Below are 23,785 nucleotides of genomic sequence, written 5' to 3' on the forward strand. Positions count from 1 at the left end.
TTGAATATCTTGGAACATTATATGTCTAATGCTCTGTCGCCTGCTCAAAGGCTGACGCAAATTATTAACACCATCAACGAGTACAATTACCAATACTACGTACAGGACAACCCATCCGTGCCTGATGCCGAATATGATCGCTTAATGCGTGAATTGCTGGACATTGAAAATAACCACCCTGATCTACGCAGCCCGGATTCTCCCTCGCAAAAAGTGGGCGGAGCAGCTCTTAGCGCGTTCGAACAGGTTGAGCACGAAGTACCCATGTTGTCTCTTGATAATGCGTTCGATGAAGATGACATGCAGGCATTTGAAAAGCGCATCAAAGACCGTTTAAAGATAAGCAGTGAAATTAGTTTTAGCTGCGAGCCTAAACTTGATGGCCTAGCGGTGAGTATTTTGTACGAAAACGGGCAGTTAGTTCGCGCTGCCACACGGGGCGATGGTCGAGTAGGTGAAAACATCACGACTAACGTACGTACCATTGCTAACGTGCCTTTGCGCTTGCGAGGAGAGAACTTTCCGAGCCGATTAGAAGTGCGCGGTGAAGTCATCATGACCCGAGCAGGCTTCGTTACTTTAAATGAAGCACAGATTAAAAAGGGTAAAAAACCGTTTGTTAACCCGAGAAATGCCGCTGCCGGGAGTTTGCGTCAGCTTGACCCGAAGATCACCGCAGCACGACCTTTGCTCTTTTACAGTTACTCGCTGGGCTTGGTCGAAAACGAACAACAACCTCTGGGCGAAACGCATTCATCGCGCTTAGCTCAGTTAAGCGAATGGGGCCTACCTTTGAGCAAAGAGCTTGAGGTGACGCAGGGCGCAACACAGTGCTTAACCTATTTTCATAAGATTGGAGAGCTGCGAAGCCAGCTAAGCTATGACATAGACGGCGTAGTATTCAAAGTTGATAATATTGCCATGCAGCAAGAGCTGGGTTTTGTAGCTCGTGCGCCGCGCTGGGCGATAGCCCATAAGTTTCCTGCGCAAGAAGAGATGAGCACCTTGCTCGACGTTGAGTTTCAAGTCGGCAGAACCGGTGCAATTACGCCAGTAGCAAGGCTCGAACCGACGTTTGTTGGAGGCGTGACGGTTTCTAACGCTACGCTGCATAATCAAGATGAAATCAATCGTTTAGGTATCAAGATTGGTGACAGCGTCATTATTCGCCGAGCAGGAGATGTTATCCCGCAGATAGTGGCGATAGTGGCAGATAAGCGCCCAGATGACGCTAAAGACATTGTATTCCCTGAAAGTTGCCCGGTCTGTGATTCAGCGATTGAAAAACTAGAAGGCGAAGCCGTGGCTCGCTGCACGGGAGGCTTGTACTGCAAGGCTCAGCGTAAAGAAGCCATGAAGCATTTTGCATCACGCAAAGCGCTTGACGTGGATGGCCTCGGGGATAAATTAATTGAGCAATTAGTCGACGCTGAAATGGTTAAAAGCCCGGCTGATTTTTTTGCTCTGGATATCGCTCCTTTATCAAGTATGGAGCGAATGGGCGAAAAATCGGCGGTAAATTTAGTTAACGCCTTAGAAAAAAGCAAAAAAACCACATTAGCTAAATTCTTATATTCTTTAGGCATCCGTGAAGTGGGCGAGGCGACAGCGCAGAATTTAGCACAACACTTTTTAACGTTAGAGGCTATTGAGCAAGCAGATCTGGACGCGCTACAAGCAGTATCGGATGTCGGTGTTATTGTGGCTCAGCACGTGTTTAACTTTTTCAAGGAAGAGCACAACCTCGAAGTGATTAGTGCACTGTTAGAGGCCGGTGTACATTGGCCAAAAATCGAAAAGCTAGCATTAGATGAGTTGCCGCTTGCAGGGCAGGTATACGTGCTCACCGGGACGTTAAATGTGATGGACCGAAACTCGGCTAAAGCGAAGTTGCAAAGCTTGGGAGCAAAAGTATCGGGCAGTGTATCGGCTAAAACCGATTGCTTAGTGGCCGGTGAAAAGGCCGGCTCTAAGTTAACTAAAGCTCAGGATTTGGGGGTAAAAGTCATGAACGAAGATGACATGTTAGCCATGTTCGCCGACCTTGAAGGTTAAAGCATGGATACATCATTTATTTTCGATGCGTTAGCGACCTTAACCCGTTGGACAAGTCCATATTATACTGAAATTTCGATGACGATCGTGGCGACAGTATTGGTAATCTATGGGGATATACTGAATAAAAAAGTTAAACATATATTGTCGCCATATCACTTCATTATTCGCACATCTGTATTCGTGCTTATTTGTGCGTTTGGCTACGGGGCGTTGGTGATTTTTACCACGCCACACGTAAAATTAATCTTGATGATGATACCCAGTATGTATCGCGGATTGTGTATTGTGAGCCTGTTCTTACTTCTGGGTTATTTAGCTGAGCACAGGCGTTACATATAGAGCTGCCTGTGCCAGTCTCTTGAGTTAAAGCCAGCCTACTAAGGCTGGTTTTTTTGCTTTATTAAGGTTGCTTCAATTTAGCTTGCTTGGCAGCGTATTTTGCTTGGCGAACCTGCCATGCTTTCACCACAGACCAGCGCCAGATGTAATTTAAACCAAGGAAGCCCGCTAAACCAAAAACGATTGAGCACACGCCACAGCCTAGTAAGAATGCCGGCCCTATGGTCTCTAAGCTTTGTACTACCCAGTCCCAACTTAATTGGAAGTGAAACGCTTGCGTGTCAGTGCCTAGGATCGTTGCGCCGACTAAGTACGCCCCATAAAAAATTGGCGGCATAGTGAAAGGGTTGGTGATCCATACTGTGGCGACCGAAAGTGGCAAGTTGACCCTAAGGGGAATGGCTGCCCCGGCGGATAGCCACATCTGAAATGGCACCGGCCAGAATGCGAAAAAAAGACCTAGACCAAACGCGCCAGATGCTGAACGACGATTAAGATGCCAAAGATTTGGGTCGTGCAACAAGGAGCCGAATATCTTCAATGCTTTTTGCTTTTTAATTTTATGATGGTCCGGTAAAAAGCGTTTAATGAACTTTTTCAGCATGATTCCCTATAATGTGTTGAGAAGTGATCTACAGGATGTGCTTAGCACTATGGACGGAAGACTTTTCAGTTTTATTGCAGCAAGCATATCTGCGCTTTTCTGGTTGTCTCTGCCTGCGCTCGCCATTCTACCAATAATTCTAACGCTTGCCATACTGCTTTGGCGTTTACCTAAGGGTAATTCAACCCTTTTGAGTATTAAATCTTTAAGTTGCAGCTTTCTACTCGGCATTTTTTGGATGGCAAGTGTAGGGCATTGGCAGCAAACTTGGCAACTACCATCAAGCGATTTTACCCAAGGTGTGTGGGTTAAAGGGCAGGTGAAAAGTTTAATCGATGACGAAAATAGCGCACGATTTAACCTCAAGATATCCAGTATTGATGACAGGGCGTTAGCCAAGGATGTGCTAATCCGCCTCAGTTGGACGCAGCCAACATGGCGTTTAAAGCAAGGGCAGTTGGCTCAATTGTGGGTTAAGTTAAAGCCTCCTCATGGGCTGGCGAATCAAGGTGGTTTTCATTATCAGCAGTGGCTGTTTAGTCAAAGTGTTGTGGCAACGGGCTACGTAAAAACTAATGAAAACAATAGTCTAGTTGGATCTGATAGTTCTGTTCGCCAGCGTCTGCTCGACGATATTATGGCTTTAAAGCTGGATACAACGCCCTGGATTGCAGCGCTTTCTTTGGGGCATAGAGGGCTACTGACACCTGATGATTGGTCTTTGGTACAACGGACTGGTATCGCCCATTTGATAGCAATATCTGGCCTACATTTGGCCCTTGTAGGCAGTATTTGTTATTTGCTTATCGCCAGTATCTTACTTTTTTGTTACCGAGTGTTAATCAAGGGGCAAAACGCTAACTTCTATTTCATCAGCGTCTTCATCACGCTTATTACCACGCTAGGGTATGCCTATTTAGCAGGCTTCGGTTTACCAGCGCTACGGGCATGGCTTATGTTGGCGCTAACGGCCTTGCTTGTTTTTAGTTGCACCCATTGGGGGTTTGGACGAATTTTGTTGGTAGGAGTGAGCGCATTTATTGTACTTTTTCCTTTGAGTCTTTTTGGTCAAAGCTTCTGGCTGAGTTTTGGAGCGGTCTCAATTATCGGCTTCGTATTTTGGCGCTGGCCGGTGCGCCATCGAGGATTTTCGATTAAAACCTGGTTTGCTAGTATGTGCCGTTTACAGCTGGCCCTAAGCCTCTTAATGCTGCCTTTGGTGGCGTGGCAGTTCTCATTTGTATCAGTCGTGTCGCCTGTCATCAATTTAGTGGCGGTTCCTGTTGTAACACTGATCATTGTGCCCATGTGTTTGCTAGGAGTGATAATGATGTTGCTATCCATACCGTACTGGAAACATGTATTTACCCTGGTGGATGTAGGGTTACAGTTTCTACTGGATAAACTCAGTCTAATGGAGAGTTGGTCCGGAGCCGCTTTTAGCATTCAAGCCATACCTGGGATTGTGTGGGTTTGCTTTACTATTGCAGCGCTAACTTTTTTGTTGCCAAGGGGGCTAATACCGCGCCTGCTAGCGCTGGTGCTTTGTATACCATTACTAACGTTTGGACTCACCCCTGCCAAACGCGACTGGCAAATCAATGTGCTGGACGTGGGGCAGGGCTTATCGGTTGTGGTGCTCAAAGCTGACAAAGCTTTGGTTTACGATGTAGGAGCGGCGTACCCCAGTGGGTTTAATATGGCCGATAGCGTGTTGTTGCCTTTTCTGAGAAGCAAAGGCTTGCGTGAAGTGAGTGCGCTCGTTGTGAGTCATTTTGATAATGACCACAGCGGCAGTTTGCCGGCGCTACGTCAGAAAATGGCGATAGAGACCCTGTTCACCACACAAGACTTGTGTAGGCAAAATTGGCAGCTCACGTGGCAAGGGCTGAGCGTCAAGGCCTTGTGGCCAGACGACCCGAATTTGTATAGCGATAACAATAGTTCTTGCGTACTGCGAATTAGCGACGGTGATTTTAGTCTGTTGTTAACTGGGGATATAGACGCCTCGGTAGAGGCAAAGTTAATAGCCGGTTACGGCACAGCTTTACGATCGGATGTGCTAATTGCCCCTCATCATGGCAGTAATACCTCTTCCTCTAGGGTATTTATTGATACGGTAAAGCCCGACTTTGTTGTGTTCAGTCAAGGGTTCATGAATCGGTGGGGATTTCCAAAAACGGCCGTGGTAGAGCGGTATCAACAAACAGATGCACAGCTGTATCGCACATCAAAGCATGGGCAGGTTCAAATAAGCATTAACGACAGTGGCGCTCAGGTGAGTACATTTCGCCAGAATATCTCCCCATACTGGTATGCAAATCAGACAATTGATTGAAAACTGAGCATTAAATAATTGATAGTTGGGGATTTTCACCTCAACAGTTACAATATCCCTGTGTAACCTTAACTAAGTCGAATTCTAACGCCTTCATGACTCATACTTTACCTACGCAAAATGTGTTCAAACGCTTCGCCGTTTACCTAAAAGACTTCAAGCTTGCCTTTGGTGTAGCGATTATTGGCATGGTCGGGTACTCCCTGATCGATGCTTATGTGATTTCCTTGCTGCAACCTATTATTGATGGCAATGGGGGCAAGTGGGATTACGATTATCTGCGCATAGCTGCTTATTTTGTTATCCCCGTTTTTATCGCCCGTGGCATATTTAATTTTATGGGTACCTATACCTTGTCTTGGATATCAAGCCAGGTGGTGATGAAGATGCGCGAGCAATTGTTTCATCAGTACATGCATTTGCCCGTTGAGTTTCACGATCATCATCCCTCTGGGCAGCTTATCTCAAAAGTTATTTACGATACCGAGCAAGTCGCTGGCGCAGCAGGCAAAGCGTTCTTAACCTTGGTCAGAGAAGGCGCGTTGGTCTTTGGCTTATTATTTTGGATGTTCTATCATTCTTGGCAGTTGTCGTTAGTCTTTATTTTGATTGGCCCGCTTGTGGCCATGATTGTATCTGTTGTGAGCAAGCGATTTCGTCTGGTGAGTAAAAATATTCAGCAAGCCATGGGTAACTTAACATCCTCTGCAGAGCAAATTATTAAAGGCCACAAAGTGGTATTGATGTTTGGCGGGCAAGATTTAGAAGCCTCGCGTTTCGCTAAAAAGAACAACAATAATCGTCAGCAGAATATGAAGCTGGTAATTGCGCAAATTCTCAGTGTGTCATCGATTCAAGTGATTGCCTCTGTTGCACTGGCCGTCGTGTTATACATCTCTAGTAAACCGAATTTCATCACTGATTTAACTCCTGGAACGTTTGTAACCGTCGTGGTGGCTATGACCATGCTACTTAAACCGTTGAAACAGCTCACCACGGTAAACAGTGAGTTTCAAAAAGGCATGGCTGCATGCGTGAGTATCTTCTCAGTGCTAGACAATGCTATAGAAAAAGATACCGGCAGCAAAGTGCTAGACAAAGCCAAGGGCAAATTAGAGTTCAGAGACGTGACCTTCCATTATCCTAATAAGGAAGAGGCCGCGTTATCGGATATGTCATTCACGGTAGAGCCAGGGAAAACCTTTGCTCTGGTAGGGCGTTCAGGCAGTGGTAAATCAACCATATCGAGCCTATTAACTCGTTTTTATGATGCGCAGCAAGGGACTATCTTACTCGACGATGTGCCATTGCAAGATTTCAAACTGAAGGATTTACGTCGCCAGTTTGCGCTAGTGTCTCAGCACGTCACACTTTTTAACGATACGATTGCTAATAACATTGCTTACGGCTCAGAAGGGCGCGTTACCCCCGAGCAAGTGTTGGCTGCGGCAAAAACTGCCCACGCTTTAGAATTTATAGAGCAGTTACCCAACGGCATGGAAACACTCATCGGTGAAAATGGCTTGATGCTGTCTGGCGGACAACGTCAACGTTTGGCCATTGCCCGTGCTGTGCTGCTTGATGCACCTGTGCTTATTCTTGATGAGGCAACATCGGCGCTTGATACGGAGTCAGAGCGATTGATCCAGGATGCGCTCGAAACGCTGCAGCAAGATCGTACCAGCATTGTTGTGGCTCATCGCTTATCTACCATTGAAAGTGCCGATCAGATATTGGTTATTGAGAGAGGGCGTATTTTAGAGCAGGGGGATCATGCTTCGTTATTATCCGAGGACGGCGCGTATGCTCAGCTACATAAATTACAATTCGGCGACGGGCAAACTGACGCGTGAGATGGATAGAGCGTGTTTGGTATCAGCAACCTTGGTACAAATGGCCGAGCATTCTGTTATTAATGCCATTGACTGTGCTCTTCTGGCTGATTTCTAAGGCCAGAAGATGGGCGTTTTTGACTGGCTTGAAAAGCTCAGTCAAGGTGTCTGCGCCAGTGATTATCGTGGGTAATATCAGCGTGGGGGGCAACGGTAAAACACCTCTTGTTGTGCATTTAGCCCAGTTTCTACAGGCAAATGGGTATCGGCCTGGGGTCCTTAGCAGAGGGTACGGCGGTAATAGCCGTGATTATCCTTGCGCGGTGACACGCAATAGTCAACCAAGCGAAGTTGGAGACGAACCCGTATTGATGCGCCAGCGCATTCATTGCCCCATGGTGGTTGATCCCCATCGCGGACGCGGCGCCCAGTGTTTAGTCGAAGAGCACGATTGTGACGTCATAATTTGTGATGACGGCTTGCAGCATTATGCGCTGCAACGAGATATTGAAATTGTGGTGATGGACGCCAAACGGCGTACCGGAAACCATTTTTTGCTGCCATCTGGGCCGCTGAGAGAATCTACCGCTCGCTTAGGGCAAGTAGACTTTGTTGTGGTCAATGGCCAGAACACGCAAAGTGGTGAATGGCTAATGTCATTAGCGCCGAGTGAGTTGGTCAACCTGAATAACCCAACTCTGCACTTAGCGCTAAGTGAGCTGGATGCTCCGGTTATTGCAGCGGCCGGTATTGGTCACCCGGAACGATTTTATAAATTATTAGAGCGGCACAAGGTAAAGCTTAAAAGCTGTTTGAGTTTTGTGGATCACCACGCGTTTCAAGCAAGTGATTTGCCTAAAGAGCGGGTGCTGATGACAGAGAAAGACGCGGTTAAATGCCGAGCATTCGCCCACGATGATTGGTGGTATTTACCGGTGGATGCCAATCTTGATAGCGAGTTTGAACAACAATTATTAATGAAATTACGCAACGTAAAGTGAGATAAAAGATGGCGTTTGATAAAAAACTACTGGAAATCGTAGCCTGTCCTGTGTGCAAAGGTACGCTTATTTTAAACAAAGACAGCAATGGTAATGAACGCTTGGTATGTCGTTTCGATCGTTTAGCTTATCCAATCGAGCAAAATATCCCAGTGTTGCTTGAAACAGAAGCACTGGTGCTATCAAGCGAAGAACTAGAAAAAATTAAATAGTAAGGTTGCCATATGAACTTCAACGTTATCATTCCTGCACGTTACGCCTCCACTCGATTTCCGGGCAAACCCCTAGTCGAAATCAATGGTAAGCCTATGGTGCAACATGTATATGATCGCGCTATTGAATCAGGTGCGTCAAATGTGATTGTAGCCACTGACGATGCCCGCATCGCAAAAGCGGTGAGTGATTTTGGGGGAAAATATTGCATGACTGGGGCTCATCATGAGTCTGGTACTGAGAGATTGGCTGAAGTGGTGGAAATGCAGGACATGCTGTCTCAGGAAATTGTGGTTAACGTTCAAGGTGATGAGCCGTTTATTCCTGCTGAGAACATACAACAAGTGGCAGAAAACCTACATCATCATCAACAAGCCGAAATGGCCACTTTGGCGGTTAAAATAGTCGATGTAGAAGAAGCATTTAATCCTAATGCCGTCAAAGTCGTGTTAGACAAGCAAGGTTATGCTATGTATTTCACGCGGGCAACAATACCTTATGATCGGGCGCGCTTTTTGGATGAAGATATCATTGATGAAATCGGTGATTACTACCTGCGCCATGTGGGGATTTATGCCTATCGTGCGGGTTTTATAAAACAATATGTGAACATGTCACCGTCAGGATTAGAGCAAATCGAGTCATTAGAGCAATTGCGTGTGTTGTGGCACGGTGAGAAAATTCATGTTGATATCGCGCGTAAAACGCCGCCCGCAGGCATTGATACTCCTGAAGACTTGAAGCGTATTCTCGCCGACCCTTCCCTTAAATTTTAGCGCACAAACACAGTATCGTGTGTTGGTGTATTTATTCACAATGGTAGAGAGCCAGAATGCCCTTAAGCGCCCTTAAAAAAATAGAATTGGGCGTTTTCCCTACGCCCATTCATAAATTAGCCCGTTTATCAGCTCATCTTGTTGGCCCGCAGATTTATATCAAGCGAGATGACCTTACCGGTTTAGCGCTTGGGGGCAACAAAACCCGTAAACTCGAATACTTATTAGCTGATGGGCTAGCCCAAGGCTGTGATTGTATCGTTACTGCAGGTGCGGCTCAGTCAAATCATTGCAGGCAGACTGCCGCAGCAGCCGCTACCTTGGGGGTAGAATGCCATTTGATCTTGGGCGGGCAGGCCCCAATTAGCGCGAACGGAAACCTACTTCTTGACCAGCTATTTGGAGCACGTATTCATTGGGCTGGTCAGAAGCGCAAAGGTGAAGATATTCCTGATATTGTCAGCACGTTGCAAAAGCAAGGAAAGAGACCTTATGTTGTACCGTATGGGGGCTCTAATACCATAGGTTCAGCCGGGTTTATCGACGCCTTCAAAGAGCTACAACAGCAGTGTCACGCTAGTAGTCAAGTAATTGAATTTTCAGATATTGTCTTCGCGTCTAGCTCGGGAGCAACCCATTGCGGATTAGTGCTTGGAAAAGCGCTGTGTGATGCCGCCAGTAATATTATTGGAATCAATATTGATAAAGATGAGCAAGGCAAAGATAGCTTTAAATCTCAGCTGCAAACGCTGATCGAGGATACCGCTCGAACATTCTCGATTAACTACGATGGTACAGTGGATGATGTACAGTTAATCGATGATTATATCGGCCAAGGATATGGCGTGGTGGGCAATTTAGAGCGTGAAGCGATATCTTTGTGCGCCCAACTTGAAGGGATATTGTTAGACCCTGTATACACTGGACGGGCGATGGGCGGTTTAATTGACATGATCCGTCAAGGTCGTTTTGCTTCAAACAGTAATGTGCTTTTTTGGCACACTGGTGGGGCGCCTGCTATCTTTGCATATGCCGATGCATTACAACCAAGTTGATTGATTTTTCAACGATTGTTGAGGTTAAACGTGACTTAAGGCAAGTTTATCCCCCAATTGCACGATTTCTGTGCAGTGGCGTGCATTTAATGCTGGATAAAATTTTTTTGAAACACTATGGTTTACCCCCTCCTTTAGTATAAGAGTATGGTGATGTTGTGAAAGCGTTGTTGGCGATAAACGTCTTGTTTTGGCTGTGTGCGTCTTACGCTTATGGGGAGCATAGTGAAGAAGTAGAAAAATTCATTATTGCTGGGCAAGCAGCGACTTATGATTGTCCTAAAAGCAACATTACCCCAACCTTGGATAGTTACTTAGCCAACGATGATTTAGCCAAGGCGCAAAAAGATCGACTGAGTTTGATAAAGTCCCATTCATTGATTTGTGTCGGTCAATACAGTCAGGCACAAGATATTTTGGACGCCTTGCTTGAAGATGAAGCGGTTAGTAAAAGCAGTGCTTTGTATGCCGGGGCGCTATATCAGGCCGGTTTCATTCTTGATGTGCAGGAAAACCCCCAACGCTGTGACTATTATGCTCAAGCACAAGATCTCGCTCGAGACCGATTCTCTGATATTTATTTGAGCGCACAATTAGGTTTAATTACTGTATGTAACCAACATAACACTGACATCTCAGTCAAGCTGGGTAAATTGTATGCGTTGCTAGAACAGTTTTTAGAAATTGGTGATGTGGCCGCTATCGCTCATATCCATAATAACATTGGGTTGCTGTACGGCAGCATAGGGCAGAACGAATTAGCCGCTGAACAATATTTAAAGTCTTACCACATGGGGCTTGAAGTGTATGAAACTAGCAACCAATTAGCGACGCTGATTAGCGCAATCAGTGCCAATATGGCCAGTGGAGATTTTGTCGCGGCGAAAGAAAACATCGAAATATTTAGAAAAGCAAATTTGGGCGTGAATACGCCGTTAACGAATACTTGGTTACACTACGCAGAGAGTCGCTATTACTTTCGAATAGAAGAGTATGAGAATTTGCGTAATAGCCTACTAAAGTTACATTTCTACCTACCTAAAGTGAGTAGCAAAATCATTCATCGTAACGCAAAGTTATACGCGGTTGCCCTGTGTATCCACGATGACGACGCACAATGTGTGCAGAGCTTTTTAGCTGAACAAGAAGCGTTAAGTAGCAGTGAGCACAAAAAATTCTTGGCAAAAAGAGACTACCTTTGGGTCATGACGCATGCGTATTTTTACACCGGTAATCTAATACAGGCGCAAAGAACCTTTAGGCACTACGCCGAGGTGAGTAATCAGCAAATTTTAGATCAACAACACTCGGGACGCGTATTAGGTGTAGCGAACCTTCACGGTCAAATCACCTCATTAGAAAGCGAACTGGAACAGCAAGAGGCGCAAAAATACCGCTCGATTGTGTTGTTGAGTTTAGCGTTTATTATGCTGTTAGCGGGTGTGTATTTCTTTGTGGTCAAACGCTACATAAAGCGAGTGAGTACTGATGCGTTGACCGGTTTGTTGAATGAAAGAGCAGTGATTGCACTTATGCGCCGTCTACCGACAGCACAAGATGGACGGACCAATGCGCTCGCGCTCATCGATATTAGTAATGCTCGAACGGTAAAACAAAAATACGGCCATATTGCTGAAGAAAGGGCGCTGACTGCTGTTTCAGAATGCTTACATAAAGTCACAAGAGAAGAAGACATTGTCGGGCGGGTTGGCAGTGAGCAGTTTGTTGTTTGTTTACGCAGTATTAACGAGGCTTTGGCGCGCGAGTTCTTCGAGCGGGTACAAAACGGACTTGCGGATACCCAGTTTATTGCAACGGTAGGAGAGAAGGTGTCCATTGAGAGCCAAATGAGCGTGTACTTATCCGTCGAGGGACTGTCTGACATTGAAGATGTGCTGTCAGATATGCGTGATTCCTTTGTTGCCCCAAAGGAATAGCCCTATGGTAGACATGACACTTAGCCTTGTGACTACGAAAACGCAGTTAAACGAGTGTTTTTCGCTTATGAGTCAGCTTCGACCGCATCTGAGTAAAGCGCAGTTTATTGAGCAAGTTAAGGTGCAAAAGGGCGAAGGATTCCAATTATTACAAGCTAAATACAGCAATGGCATCGCTGGTCTTGCTGGTTTTCGCATAAGCCAAAATCTTGCTTGGGGTAAGCATTTGTACATCGACGATTTAGTCACAGATAAAGATACACGCTCCAAAGGTATTGGGTTTGCGATGCTTAACTGGTTAGAAGAGCACGCTAAAACGAAGAACTGCGCGCAAATCCATCTTGACTCGGGTGTCCAGCGCTTTCAAGCCCACAAGTTTTACTTACGCTCAGGATTTGTTATCTCCAGCCATCACTTTGCTAAAACACTTTAACCTGTAAACGGCTCGATTTATGCGATTACTGTTACCCTTAAAATATTACGACGACGCTGGGCGTGTTAAGCCATCAAAATCTATTTTATGGTGTTTATTTTATATTTGTCGCCCTATGTGGGTATTTGTCGCTTCATTGACATTTCGTCAAGATAGCGGAGCCTTGTTAGCGCTGTTTTATCCGCACAATAGCTACTTCTATTCTAGTTTGTTGATTGCTTTGCCTGGATTTCTGGTTGTTTTACTAATTAGTTTTCGCACAAAGTTATGGGACACCCGAGCACGATTCTCTTTTCGTTTAATCAAGCCCTTTATTCTCTTAAGTCTATTTGTTGATATCGGCTTTCACGTTTTTATCGCCGCTAAACAAAACTGGGGCTTTTCGTGGCTTATTGCGTTAACTCTATTGCTAGATTGTATTTATTTCTACTGGGTCAAAAAAAATCTGCATTTAACCTTGTTGACGCGTGACTGGATGAAGGCAGAAGAAGGAATGGGTCCTAAAGAGCAACCAAGATAATCGAGCTATTACTATTTTCTCGCCGGTTGCGCTTCAATAAATACCTACACAGGGAAAGCGTAAACGAACGAGAATCTTGATTTTATCACTTCAATTCCTTTTCTTCTTTTCATTTGAATGGTTAAACTGCTTCGGCGGGCGGGCGCCGAAGCAGTGTATTAACACATTATTGAACGTTATTGGCGACCGCTTGCTCGAAATAGTTTTTCACGCTGACCTGACTGTCATTGACTAGGCGTTGATAACAGATCCCTGCGAATGCGTAGGTGTTTCCAGCGTATTCCAGCACGACATAGGGTGCGCGCTTATCGGATTCATCGTACTTCCAAAATCCGCCGACTTTGTGGCGAAATAACTCGCCGACATAAGCCCCGTATATATTACAAATAGTGAATACGGCGTTATCTTCTAACGCTTGGGATTCATACTTGCCAAGCCAACTCAAAATAACATCATCTACTAAAGAAAGACTTTGTTCTGTTTCATCTAAGATGATGCCGAACTCTTGCTCGGTCGTTTCAATAGCATTTTGAGCGCTATCGATCATAAGTTGGGTGAGTTCTTCTTGGGTCATTTGCATCTTGGTCTCCAATATTGACGTTATTATTCTTTATACGAGTTAGTGTAAGAGTCACTGAGCGAGCTATTGTAAAAGCTATTAAAGGTGCTTTGTTGAATCAGTGTTTGATAAAGCAACTGTGTGCCAGGCCCACAAGAGTCTGGTTTAGGTTTAACCACATAACAAATCAGCGGGCGTAAGCTACTGCCTTTTATGGGCAAACGGTGAAGCGAATTCGAAGCAATTAAATCTTCGATGATAAAATCTGGTAGCCAGCAAAAGCCAATATTTTGCAACAATAAATCAATTGCCGTTTCAAAGGTGCTGACTGTCCAACGCTGTTCTGATTTTAACCAGCCTTGTTTTTCGCTTGGGGTGTTGGATGTATCTTTAATAACGAGTTGAAGGTGTTGCTGTAAGTCATTTAATTCGACGGGGCCATCTAGTGCTGCAAGTTGATGTTCGGGGTGACAAACGGGATGTAATAAACATTCCGCAATCGGCTCACCTAAAAAACCTCTGGGCATTAGTGGTGATATCACTATGTCAGCCCAGCCCTCGGTAATCGCTTCCTCTGTACCGGTTAATACTGTTTCGATAATGCGTAACCGGCTGCCTCGGCTTTCAGGATAAAATGTTTTCAATGCCGGATAAAGGAGCTTCTTTGGGTAGGCTAAGTCAACAGCAATGGTAATTTCGGGCTCCCAATCTTGGTTGATGTTCGCGGCTAATTCTTCTAAATCTTGCACGTTTTGCGTTAGATGGCGAGAGCGACGCAGCATGACTTCACCGGCTTCGGTGAGGAATGCTTTTCGCCCTTTAACCTCAAGCAGCTTTACATCAAGTTGGTCTTGAAGCTTAGCAACCGCATGATTCAAGGACGACTGGCTTTTATTTAAATGAGCCGCCGCGTGAGCATAGCCACCGTGATCGACAACGGCTTGCAGTATTCGCCATTGCTCTAGAGTCGTTTTTGCACGATACATTAGGTTTCTATTTTATCGAAAGGATAGGGCTATGCTAGGGGCTGTTGCTTTCAAAAACAACTTAAGTTGATCTCAAATCTCTGATTTAGCGTAAATTACTCATTATTTACTCAACTGCAATCTTATGCGTTATCACTCTTTGTTACCGCTTTCTGCTTTACTTTCGATCGGTGTTTTTTCGTTACTCATCCATCTAGACATTATGCCCTCTGGCATAACGATACTTGAAGAGCTCAAAGTTGCTTTTGCTGGATACTTATATGCGTTGATTCTGATTATTATTTTGGCTGAGTCGATAGTGTATGTGGGGTTCTATTTTCCTGGCCAGTTTTTCGCGGTGTTGCTCGTGGTGTTAGCCAAGCCGCAGTGGCAGGATATAGTGTATTTGACTTTGTGTATGGTCGTCGCGGCAACGTTGGGGTCGTGCATTAATTACTGTCTTGGACATCGACTCGCGAAACCCAATAATGAAAAAAAGAGCCCAGAAACAGACGGCGTATATCATGGCACTATTCAAGTACCTGATCACAGTAAGTCTGAAGCCACGTCGGGCGTCCAACATGAAGATGACAAAGCAACCGAAGGGCTTTCCATCAAATACTTATTGATTGCTATGATCCATATTAATTCGTTAGCTTTTTACATGTTCAAACAAGGTGAGCAAAATAGATCGTTCAACGTGGTTTGGTTTGCAGGCTTACTGAATTTACCTTATTACTTGCTATTGATTTTTGCCACATCTGTTCTCAGTGAGGAGGTACTGCAACTTGCTGAAAATACGATGTTTTTACTATCCGCCATTTCAGTTTGGTTATTGATAAGTGGGTACCTTGACTATAAGAAATATAGAGCAAATATATAAAATTTTTGCGCGGTAGAAGGAACGCTAGACGGTCTGACTCGCTTTATATAGGATTTTTTTCATCACTCGGGCCGCTGCAACAAAGCCAAATGAAGCCGTGACTGCTACTGATGCACCAAAACCATTACTGCAGTCAAGTTTGACGCTGCCATCGGTTAAGTTTTTTGTTTGGCAAACGGAGCCATTCTCTTGAGGATAACGCAGCTGTTCGGTAGAGAAAACGCAATCGATGGCAAAACGCCGTTTTGAATTAGTAGTAAAACCGTATTCTTTCCGCAATACGTAGCGCAGCTTAGCGGCTAATGGGTCTTGAATGGTTTTAGCCAAGTCAGCTACCGCTATTTGCGTAGGATCAATTTGACCCCCGGCTCCACCTATTGTGATGATAGGGATTTTAGTGCGCTTGCAGTGAGCAATCATTGCGGCTTTCGCTTTTACGCTATCCGTGGCCTCGACTACGTAGTCCATATGTTTGTTAAGGAGTTCCTTGGCATTATCTGGGGTAACGAAATCCTCGATAACATCGACCTTACAGTCAGGATTAATTTGTAAAATACGCTCACGCATGGCATCGACTTTTGCCTCGCCAATAGTACTTTGCAAAGCGTGAATTTGCCGATTGGTGTTGGTAACGCAAATGTCATCCAGGTCGATTAACGTGATATGGCCTATGGCGCTGCGTGCTAACGCTTCTGCTACCCAAGAGCCGACACCACCAATGCCAACAATACATACATGGGATGCACGTAGAGTGTCTGTTTCATTTATGCCATATAAACGCTGCGTGCCGCCGAAGCGTTGTGAAAATTGACTCATGCTATTGGACCCATGTTAATTGACTGAGAGTATAAAAACGTAATCGTATCTTAATATCTAATAGTTATTATATCAGGGTAAGGTACGCTTTTTGCAAGTAGTCAGCTTCGTTCTTAGCCCGGTATTTTGATAATTGCTGAGTACAACGCTTAATAAACGTTAAAAAGCGTGGTTTTTTAAGCATATAAACGCCCAGTACATTGAATTAATCGCGGGCTTTTAATAGTATTCCAGCACAAAATATTAGCCGTAAAATAGTAAAGATAATTAAAAAGGAAAGTGAAATGAAACCAGTCGTTTTAGCCGGTGGTAGCGGAAGCCGTTTATGGCCAAAATCTCGTGCGGCATTGCCTAAGCAGTTTTTACGCTTAACGTCGAATTTGACGATGTTGCAAGATACTGTTGCGCGCTTAGAGGGGACTCAAGCAGAACAACCTATCGTCATTTGTAACGATTCTCATCGCTTTCTTGTCGCAGAGCAGTTACGCCAGCAAAACATAGAGCACGGTGGCATTTTATTAGAGCCTATGGGGCGCAACACCGCTCCTGCGATTGCACTCGCTGCGTTACATGCCTCGCTAAAGGGGGAAGACCCTACCTTGTTGGTACTTGCTGCGGATCATTTGATCAATGATAACAAAGCGTTTCATAAAGCCATTGCCCAAGCCGAAGTGCTGGCAGAGCAGGGTAAGTTAGTCACATTCGGCATAGTGCCAGACAGCGCGCATACGGGTTACGGCTATATTCGTAGCGGTGCAAAAGTAGCGCAAGCAGAAGTGGGCTTTGATGTGGCTGAGTTTGTTGAGAAACCTGACTTGGCTACGGCGCAGCAATATGTAGACTCAGGGAACTATTTCTGGAACAGCGGTATGTTTTTATTTAAGGCGAGCCGTTATTTAGAAGAACTCGAAAAGTACGCCCCCGACATGTTGGATATCTGTAAACGTGCGATTGCGACAGAAGCCCCAGATTTAGAATTCGTGCGGGTTGATGCAGATATATTTGCTACATGCCCTGATGATTCTATCGATTACGCTGTAATGGAAAAGACTGATTCAGCCGCTGTTGTGCCATTAGATGCAGGTTGGAGCGACGTGGGCAGTTGGTCTTCCTTATGGGAAACAGCAAAAGAAAAAGATGAAAATCAAAACGTGATCATCGGTGATGCGATATTAGATGACGTTCACAACAGTTATATTAACGCTGAGCAGCGCCTTATTTCGGTGGTTGGCTTAGATGATGTCGTTGTGGTTGAGACCAAAGATGCGGTTTTGGTTGCCCACAAAGATAAAGTACAAAATATCAAAAATGTAGTGAACAAACTTAAAGCGGAAAAACGACCAGAGTTTGAATTTCACCGCGAAGTATTCCGTCCATGGGGCAGTTACGACTCAATCGATAACGGTGAACGTTTTCAAGTGAAGCGTATTACGGTTAAACCGGGAGAAAAGCTTTCCGTGCAAATGCATCATCACAGAGCAGAGCACTGGATCGTAGTAGCGGGCACGGCCAAAGTCACCAACGGTGAAGAAACCTTACTGTTATGCGAAAACCAATCAACTTATATCCCGGTTGGCGTTATTCACGCATTAGAAAACCCAGGAAAAATCCCTTTAGAGCTTATTGAAGTGCAATCAGGTACCTACTTGGGCGAAGACGACATTGTGCGTTTTTCTGATCGCTACGGTCGCGTTGAGTCTAAATAAGAATAATGAGTGACAAGGATTTGATGAAATGAAGATTACCTGTTTTAAAGCCTACGACATTCGCGGCAAGCTGATTGAACAGTTGGACGAGCGCATTGCTTATCGTATAGGACGGGCGTTTGCTCAGCACTTTAGTGCGAAAACGGTAGTAGTGGGGGGGGACGTGCGTCTTACTTCCGAGCCATTGAAGCTCGCATTGTCTGCCGGCTTGATTGATGGCGGAGCCTCCGTCAGCGATTTAGGCATGACGGGCACCGAGGAAATTTATTTTGCCACCAAACATCTTGGTGTTGATGGCGGCGTAGAAGTGACAGCGAGTCACAACCCTATAGATTACAATGGAATGAAGCTTGTAAAAGAGGGCTCACGCCCAGTTAGCGGAGATACGGGGTTGTTCGCAGTACAAGCCTTAGCTGAAAGTTTCAGTGAAAGCGAAGTAGAGACTGGTCTTAAGCAATATTCAACAGCGTTTGTTACTGACGATGAATTCATTCAGGGAAAATGTAGTGTTGCGCCTGAAAAGTTACAAGCAAGTGGTCAATATAACGTCATCTCTATCATGGATGCTTATGTTGAACATATGCAAAGCTATGTAAACGTTAATAATTTCTCACCCCTTAAATTGGTGGTAAATGCGGGCAATGGGGCAGCAGGTAAAGCCTTGGATGCAATAGAATCTGCCTTTTTACAAAAAGGCGTGCCCATCGAATTTATAAAAATTCATCACCAACCTGATGGACATTTTCCAAACGGTATACCTAATCCTTTGTTACCAGAGAGCCGCGCGGATACTGCAAATGCAGTTATCCAGAATAAGGCAAATATGGGAATAGCATGGGATGGTGACTTTGACCGTTGTTTTTTATTCGATGAAAAAGGTGAGTTCGTCGAAGGGTATTACATCGTTGGTTTGTTAGCGCAAGCCTTTTTAGAAAAAGACCCTGGGGCCAAAATTATTTACGATCCCCGGGTGTATTGGAATACCGAAGACATCGTGAAAAATGCAGGTGGTGTGCCGATTAAGAGTAAAACAGGCCACGCATTCATCAAAGAGCGTATGCGTGCAGACGATGCAGTATATGGCGGAGAGATGAGTGCTCATCACTATTTCCGTGATTTCGCTTACTGTGACTCAGGTATGATCCCTTGGTTATTGGTCGCTGAACTACTGTGTTTACAAAATAAACCTTTATCAGAAATGGTCGCTCAACGGATTGCTGCATTCCCATCATCAGGTGAAATTAATTCTACGTTAGAAAATCCAGATGCGTCTATCGCGAAAATTTTGCAGGCTTACGAAAGTAAAGCAACTGTAGTGGATTACACAGATGGTATTGGTTTAGAGTTTGATAAATGGCGCTTTAATTTGCGTAAGTCTAATACGGAACCCGTTGTAAGACTTAATGTGGAGTCACGAGGTGACATACCACTTATGCAGGCTAAAACAAAAGAGTTATTAGACATATTGAAATAGCATTAAAAATAATAGGCAGTGACGACGTTATTGCCTAAAGCCACATAAAAAAATAGCGCCAATTGGCGCTATTTTTTTATTCAATTATCAACATTATTTGTCGATTTTGTTGTATTTTCGTTGTGCTTCGCCAGTGTATAGTTGACGAGGACGGCCGATTTTCTGACCTGGCTGGCTCAACATTTCATGCCAGTGAGATACCCAACCTACCGTTCTTGCTAAAGCAAAAATACAGGTAAACATATTCGTTGGAATACCAATTGCCTTAAGAATAATGCCAGAGTAAAAATCTACATTTGGGAACAATTTCTTCTCAGCGAAGTATGGGTCGCTAAGGGCAATACGCTCTAGCTCCATGGCAACATTCAACAACGGATCGTCAATGTTTAATTCAGCCAATACTTCGTGACAGCTTTCACGCATAACGGTTGCACGAGGGTCAAAGTTTTTGTAAACACGGTGACCAAAGCCCATTAAGCGGAAAGGATCGTTCTTATCTTTCGCGCGGTCGATAAATTCAGGAATGCGATCCACTGAACCAATTTCTTGCAGCATGTTTAAACAAGCTTCATTAGCACCACCGTGAGCAGGGCCCCATAATGATGCAACACCAGCGGCAATACATGCATAAGGATTAGCGCCAGATGAACCCGCTAAACGTACGGTAGACGTAGACGCGTTCTGCTCATGGTCTGCGTGCAATGTAAAGATTCTGTCTACTGCGCGAGCTACCACAGGGCTGATTTTGTAATTTTCAGCCGGTACAGAGAACATCATATTTAAGAAGTTTTCAGCGTATGACAAATCGTTACGTGGATAGACAAATGGTTGACCAATATTGTACTTGTAACACATGGCGACCAAAGTCGGCATTTTAGCGACTAAACGATACGCACTGCGTAGTCGTTGATCTGCGTCTGAAATGTCTAAATCATCGTGATAGAACGAAGCCATTGCGCCAACTGTACCGCACAACATCGCCATAGGGTGGGCATCACGGCGGAATCCACGGAAGAAGTTATTAACCTGATCGTGAACCAAGGTATGGCGCGTGATGGTGTCTTTAAATTCACGATACTCTTCAGTCGTTGGCGTCTTGTCATGTAACAACATGTAACATACTTCAATGTAGTCAGCGTCGCGTGCTAAATCTTCAATTGAGTAGCCGCGATGGAGCAAAATACCTTTTGCGCCGTCTATGTATGTGATTGACGACTCACATGAGCCTGTCGCCATAAAGCCCGGATCGAAAGTGAAATAACCGCTGGCTCCCAACGTACGTACATCGATTACATCATGCCCTGCAGTACCAGATAGAATCGGAAGTTCGACCTCTACATCACCTGCTTTCAAAGTGGCTTTATTGTCTGCCATGTATTGCTCTCCTCAGAAATGTTCTGTTTGCGATAAACCGCATTTTATGATGATTATCGGGAAAAATTGGCGCTATTTGTACTCAGGTTGACGCCATAAGTCAATTTAAAACCATTTTCGCTTAATAATTATTCACCCTCATTCTACCCTGAATATTCATTCTAATTATGCATATAATTTATGCTTGATTATAAACCGTTAATAACGAACAACAATTGTATTTATTGGCGTCGCTGGATATACTCGTGCCTGTCGTCTAGCTCTTGTTAACATGAATAATAAAAGCAACAACTTGTTTACAATATGGCAACAATCTAGGCGGTAGGACACATGTATCTTTAAGCGATTGGTAAGGTGCAACACATTACCAAACAATGACTAGACAACCTACGGGTAAAACAGGCATCAAAACGTGAAAAAGCAGAGACCAGTTAATTTACAATTAAACACAATCAGTTTTCCCCCTGCAGCTATAACTTCTATCCTTCATCGCATTACCGGCGTCGCAATGTTTTTTGCGTTGTTGTTTGTGATCTGGGCTTGGGCGGAATCTGTATCTTCTCCAGACGGTTTTGCATTTGTGCAAGAACAGATGTCGGGAGTTATCGGTAAAATAATCGCTATCGCTACCATTTCAGCGCTCACCTACCACATTCTTGGCGGTCTGCGCCATTTAGTGATGGACATGGGTTACTGGGAAGAACTTGAGTCAGGGAATATCAGTGCGAAAATCGTTATCGGTTTATGGATTGTTCTGACTGTCGTTGTAGGAGTTTTATTATGCTAACTAACCAAGCTAACTTTAAGCGTGACGGCGTTCAGGATTACGTTACTGTGCGTGCCACTGCCATCATCATGACTGCGTTTACTTTATACATGCTGTGGTTTTTCCTTAGCACCCCAACAGTGACCTATGAGATCTGGCACGAGTTGTTTTCTTCTTTAGGCATGAAAGTATTCACTTTTGCAGCGTTAGTGTCTGTGATGCTGCACATTAGAATTGGTTTTTGGCAAGTGCTAACCGATTACGTCAAATCAACAGCCCTTCGCGCTGTTGTGCAATTTTTTATTAACCTAGTGGCGTTTGTCTATGTTGCTGTAGGTTTATTTGTTTTGTGGGGTCTATAAATGAGTATTCCAGTTCACGAGTTCGATGCGGTAGTAATTGGTGCCGGTGGTGCAGGCATGCGCGCAGCATTGCAGATTTCTGAATCAGGAAAATCTTGCGCATTACTATCTAAAGTATTTCCAACACGTTCACACACAGTATCTGCCCAAGGTGGTATTACGGTAGCACTGGGTAACTCCCACGAAGATAACTGGGAATGGCACATGTACGACACCGTAAAAGGGTCAGACTATATTGGCGATCAAGATGCCATTGAATACATGTGTAAAACAGGCCCTGAAGCCATTATCGAAATGGAAAACATGGGTTTGCCTTTTTCTCGTTTCGAAAACGGTAAAATTTACCAACGTCCTTTCGGCGGTCAATCTCAGAACTTTGGTGGCGAACAGGGTGCACGCACTGCAGCTGCAGCTGACCGAACCGGCCATGCGCTTTTGCATTTGTTGTATCAACAAAACGTAAAAAATAAAACCAAAGTGTTCAGTGAATGGTATGCCCTTGATTTAGTTAAAAACCAAGATGGTGACGTTGTTGGATGTACCGCAATTGATATCGAAAGCGGTGAAGTGGTTTTCTTTAAATCAAAAGCGGTTGTGTTAGCAACAGGTGGAGCAGGGCGTATATTCGCTTCTACTACCAACGCCCACATTAACACGGGTGACGGTGTTGGCATGGCCATTCGTGCTGGTGTACCTATGCAAGACATGGAAATGTGGCAGTTCCATCCTACGGGTATCGCTGGTGCAGGAACACTGGTAACTGAAGGGTGTCGCGGTGAAGGCGGTTACCTACTTAACAAAGATGGCGAGCGCTTCATGGAGCGTTATGCGCCAAATGCAAAAGATTTGGCTGGTCGCGATGTTGTTGCCCGCTCAATGATGACTGAAATACGCGAAGGCCGTGGCTGTGAAGGCCCTTGGGGTACGCACCTTAAGTTAAAACTTGATCACTTAGGTAAAGACGTACTTGAGTCTCGTTTGCCTGGTATTCTTGAATTGTCACGTACGTTTGCCCACGTTGATCCTGTAAAAGAACCTATTCCAGTGATTCCTACCTGTCATTACATGATGGGGGGTATTCCAACCAACGTGAACGGTCAAGCGTTAAGCATTGATGCACAAGGCAACGAAAAGCCAATTCAAGGTTTATTCGCTTGTGGTGAAATTGCATGTGTATCTGTACACGGTGCAAACCGTCTTGGCGGTAACTCGTTACTTGATTTGGTGGTATTTGGTCGTGCGACTGGACTACACCTTGGTAAAGCTATCGACGAAATTGAAAGCCGCGAAGCGTCTTCAGATGACATCGACGCTGCACTCGTGCGCTTTAATCGCTGGGAAAACTCAGAATCTGGTAAAGGTGAAGACCCTGTACAGATTAAGAAAGACTTACAGAAATGCATGCAGCTTAACTTCTCGGTATTCCGTGAAGGCGATGCAATGGCTGAAGGTCTTAAAGAGCTCGGCGAAATTCGTGAGCGTTTGAAATCAGCTCGTCTTGATGACAAGAGCAGCGATTTCAACACAGCGCGTATAGAGTGTCTTGAACTAGACAACTTGATGGAAACCGCATACAGCACAGCTGTAGCCGCTAATTTCCGTACAGAAAGCCGTGGCGCGCACAGTCGTTTCGATTTCCCTGACCGTGATGACGACAACTGGTTGTGTCACTCTGTTTACTTGCCTGAAGGTGACAAAATGTTAAAACGTGACGTAAACATGACACCTAAACTACGTGAAGCTTTCCCACCGAAAGCTAGAACTTACTAAGAGG

General features: G+C 44.8%; 22 protein-coding genes. 17 read left to right on the plus strand and 5 right to left on the minus strand.

The features are described from left to right. Positions 1-21 precede the first annotated feature (21 nt). Both ligA and PATL_RS09065 read left to right on the plus strand, forming a co-directional pair. Positions 22-2,055: an NAD-dependent DNA ligase LigA gene (ligA, locus tag PATL_RS09060; RefSeq protein WP_011574598.1), complete on the plus strand. Its 2,034-nt coding sequence runs from the start codon at positions 22-24 to the stop codon at positions 2,053-2,055. Between the two features lie 3 nt (positions 2,056-2,058). Further along, a complete protein-coding gene (locus PATL_RS09065) occupies positions 2,059-2,397 on the plus strand; it encodes a DUF3392 domain-containing protein (RefSeq protein ID WP_011574599.1) in 339 nt (112 codons plus the stop codon). Between the two features lie 61 nt (positions 2,398-2,458). On the opposite strand, the gene PATL_RS09070 is transcribed toward PATL_RS09065, so the two are convergent. Continuing rightward, positions 2,459-3,001: a DUF2062 domain-containing protein gene (locus PATL_RS09070; RefSeq protein WP_011574600.1), complete on the minus strand. Its 543-nt coding sequence runs from the start codon at positions 2,999-3,001 to the stop codon at positions 2,459-2,461. Between the two features lie 49 nt (positions 3,002-3,050). Here PATL_RS09070 and PATL_RS09075 point away from each other — a divergent pair, with 49 nt between their 5' ends. The 9 genes from PATL_RS09075 (at position 3,051) to PATL_RS09115 (ending at position 13,106) form a co-directional block, all read left to right on the plus strand. After that, a complete protein-coding gene (locus tag PATL_RS09075) occupies positions 3,051-5,339 on the plus strand; it encodes a DNA internalization-related competence protein ComEC/Rec2 (protein WP_011574601.1) in 2,289 nt (762 codons plus the stop codon). A 95-nt stretch (positions 5,340-5,434) separates the two neighbouring features. Beyond that, complete coding sequence (msbA, locus tag PATL_RS09080) at positions 5,435-7,192, plus strand: lipid A export permease/ATP-binding protein MsbA (RefSeq protein WP_011574602.1); 1,758 nt, start codon at positions 5,435-5,437, stop codon at positions 7,190-7,192. Beyond that, positions 7,189-8,172 (plus strand): tetraacyldisaccharide 4'-kinase, encoded by a 984-nt coding sequence (gene lpxK, locus PATL_RS09085; RefSeq protein WP_041713602.1) that lies wholly within the window; start codon positions 7,189-7,191, stop codon positions 8,170-8,172. Before msbA ends, lpxK begins: the two co-directional genes overlap by 4 nt. 8 nt (positions 8,173-8,180) lie before the next feature. After that, positions 8,181-8,384 (plus strand): Trm112 family protein, encoded by a 204-nt coding sequence (locus tag PATL_RS09090; protein ID WP_006992455.1) that lies wholly within the window; start codon positions 8,181-8,183, stop codon positions 8,382-8,384. 12 nt (positions 8,385-8,396) lie between these two features. After that, the gene (kdsB, locus tag PATL_RS09095) at positions 8,397-9,161 is read left to right on the plus strand and encodes a 3-deoxy-manno-octulosonate cytidylyltransferase (RefSeq protein WP_011574604.1); all 765 of its coding nucleotides are present in this window, start codon (positions 8,397-8,399) and stop codon (positions 9,159-9,161) included. Between the two features lie 56 nt (positions 9,162-9,217). Further along, on the plus strand, positions 9,218-10,216 hold the full coding sequence (locus tag PATL_RS09100) for a D-cysteine desulfhydrase family protein (protein WP_011574605.1): 999 nt from the start codon (positions 9,218-9,220) through the stop codon (positions 10,214-10,216). Positions 10,217-10,374: 158 nt separating this feature from the next. Next, positions 10,375-12,153, plus strand: a complete 1,779-nt coding sequence (locus PATL_RS09105) for a GGDEF domain-containing protein (RefSeq protein WP_011574606.1) — start codon at positions 10,375-10,377, stop codon at positions 12,151-12,153. 67 nt (positions 12,154-12,220) lie between these two features. After that, entirely contained in the window at positions 12,221-12,586 is a 366-nt protein-coding gene (locus PATL_RS09110) for a GNAT family N-acetyltransferase (protein WP_232283312.1), read from the plus strand. Positions 12,587-12,605: 19 nt separating this feature from the next. After that, positions 12,606-13,106 (plus strand): DUF2919 family protein, encoded by a 501-nt coding sequence (locus PATL_RS09115; protein ID WP_011574608.1) that lies wholly within the window; start codon positions 12,606-12,608, stop codon positions 13,104-13,106. 166 nt (positions 13,107-13,272) lie between these two features. Here PATL_RS09115 and PATL_RS09120 read toward each other — a convergent pair whose 3' ends face one another. Further along, on the minus strand, positions 13,273-13,686 hold the full coding sequence (locus tag PATL_RS09120; RefSeq protein WP_011574609.1) for a hypothetical protein: 414 nt from the start codon (positions 13,684-13,686) through the stop codon (positions 13,273-13,275). 23 nt (positions 13,687-13,709) lie between these two features. After that, complete coding sequence (locus tag PATL_RS09125) at positions 13,710-14,651, minus strand: LysR family transcriptional regulator (protein ID WP_011574610.1); 942 nt, start codon at positions 14,649-14,651, stop codon at positions 13,710-13,712. Between the two features lie 124 nt (positions 14,652-14,775). Here PATL_RS09125 and PATL_RS09130 point away from each other — a divergent pair, with 124 nt between their 5' ends. Continuing rightward, positions 14,776-15,513 carry a hypothetical protein gene (locus tag PATL_RS09130; RefSeq protein WP_011574611.1) on the plus strand — a complete coding sequence of 246 codons (738 nt, stop codon included), beginning with the start codon at positions 14,776-14,778 and terminating at the stop codon, positions 15,511-15,513. Positions 15,514-15,537: 24 nt separating this feature from the next. Here the strand turns inward: PATL_RS09130 and tcdA are convergent, their stop codons facing one another. Further along, on the minus strand, positions 15,538-16,329 hold the full coding sequence (gene tcdA / locus PATL_RS09135; protein WP_011574612.1) for a tRNA cyclic N6-threonylcarbamoyladenosine(37) synthase TcdA: 792 nt from the start codon (positions 16,327-16,329) through the stop codon (positions 15,538-15,540). Positions 16,330-16,613: 284 nt separating this feature from the next. Here tcdA and PATL_RS09140 point away from each other — a divergent pair, with 284 nt between their 5' ends. Both PATL_RS09140 and PATL_RS09145 read left to right on the plus strand, forming a co-directional pair. Next, on the plus strand, positions 16,614-18,035 hold the full coding sequence (locus tag PATL_RS09140) for a mannose-1-phosphate guanylyltransferase/mannose-6-phosphate isomerase (RefSeq protein WP_011574613.1): 1,422 nt from the start codon (positions 16,614-16,616) through the stop codon (positions 18,033-18,035). Positions 18,036-18,063: 28 nt separating this feature from the next. Beyond that, complete coding sequence (locus tag PATL_RS09145) at positions 18,064-19,509, plus strand: phosphomannomutase/phosphoglucomutase (protein WP_011574614.1); 1,446 nt, start codon at positions 18,064-18,066, stop codon at positions 19,507-19,509. 93 nt (positions 19,510-19,602) lie between these two features. Here the strand turns inward: PATL_RS09145 and gltA are convergent, their stop codons facing one another. Then, positions 19,603-20,883 (minus strand): citrate synthase, encoded by a 1,281-nt coding sequence (gene gltA, locus PATL_RS09150; RefSeq protein ID WP_011574615.1) that lies wholly within the window; start codon positions 20,881-20,883, stop codon positions 19,603-19,605. A gap of 412 nt (positions 20,884-21,295) precedes the next feature. Here gltA and sdhC point away from each other — a divergent pair, with 412 nt between their 5' ends. Genes sdhC through sdhA form a run of 3 tightly spaced genes read left to right on the plus strand, consistent with a single transcriptional unit; the run spans position 21,296 to position 23,781 of the window. Further along, positions 21,296-21,670, plus strand: a complete 375-nt coding sequence (sdhC, locus tag PATL_RS09155; protein WP_011574616.1) for a succinate dehydrogenase, cytochrome b556 subunit — start codon at positions 21,296-21,298, stop codon at positions 21,668-21,670. Next, positions 21,664-22,011, plus strand: a complete 348-nt coding sequence (sdhD, locus tag PATL_RS09160; protein ID WP_011574617.1) for a succinate dehydrogenase, hydrophobic membrane anchor protein — start codon at positions 21,664-21,666, stop codon at positions 22,009-22,011. Before sdhC ends, sdhD begins: the two co-directional genes overlap by 7 nt. After that, a complete protein-coding gene (sdhA, locus tag PATL_RS09165) occupies positions 22,012-23,781 on the plus strand; it encodes a succinate dehydrogenase flavoprotein subunit (RefSeq protein ID WP_011574618.1) in 1,770 nt (589 codons plus the stop codon). It begins immediately after the preceding gene. The last annotated feature ends 4 nt before the right edge of the window (positions 23,782-23,785 follow it).

Origin of the sequence: Paraglaciecola sp. T6c (genome assembly GCF_000014225.1) — a bacterium.
GTDB classification, from domain to species: domain Bacteria; phylum Pseudomonadota; class Gammaproteobacteria; order Enterobacterales; family Alteromonadaceae; genus Paraglaciecola; species Paraglaciecola atlantica_A.